Below are 688 nucleotides of genomic sequence, written 5' to 3' on the forward strand. Positions count from 1 at the left end.
GGTGACCAACGGCAACGAGTTCGCGCTGGTGACGGTGTGGGACACCGCGGCGCTGAAGGGCCAGGTTGCCGTGGTGGCACTGGCCGGCCTGTGCGACGGCTGCTCCATCAACAATCCGGCGGGCTGGTACAACTGGTGGAATGAGTGGACGGGCGTCTACCCCGGCCTGCCCAACATGGGCAACACCGCCTTCATGAAGGTGCTGGGCTATGTGGACATCCCCGGCATGGCGGCGCCGACCGAGATCGCGGTGACCACCGGTCTGGACCAGTTCAGCAGCGTGCTGGTCGGCGGCAACTTCATGGGCCTGGCCAACTCGCCGCTCACGGCGAACTACCCGAGCTTCATGCCCGGCAACAGCAACTACGGCCGCTATGCCAAGGGCGGCGTGGCGGTGGTGATTTCCAAGTCGGAGCAGAAGGCCGCCTTCATCGACCTGAAGCCGCTGTTCAGCTACGTCAACAGCGTGTATTTCAGTTCGAACGTCAGCAGCACCAGCAACCTCGGGCAGGCCGCCAACCAGTGGCCCTACACCTTCACCCAGGTGCCTTCGCAGACGCCGACGGTGATCAAGACGGTGTCGCTGGGCGGGCGTCCGACGGCCGTGAGGACGACGGTTTCGGCCAACAGTCCGCGCGCCTGGATCGCCACGCAGGACGGCACGCTGCACATCTACAGCCTGGATGGC

At 65.4% G+C, this 688-nt stretch carries 1 pseudogene; it reads left to right on the forward strand.

The annotated features are described in order from the left end of the window. A pseudogene (locus AC1DN9_RS30050) lies at nucleotides 1-688 on the forward strand (hypothetical protein); the annotation flags it as partial.

The sequence above is a fragment of the Variovorax sp. 05L425 genome, from assembly GCF_056397705.1.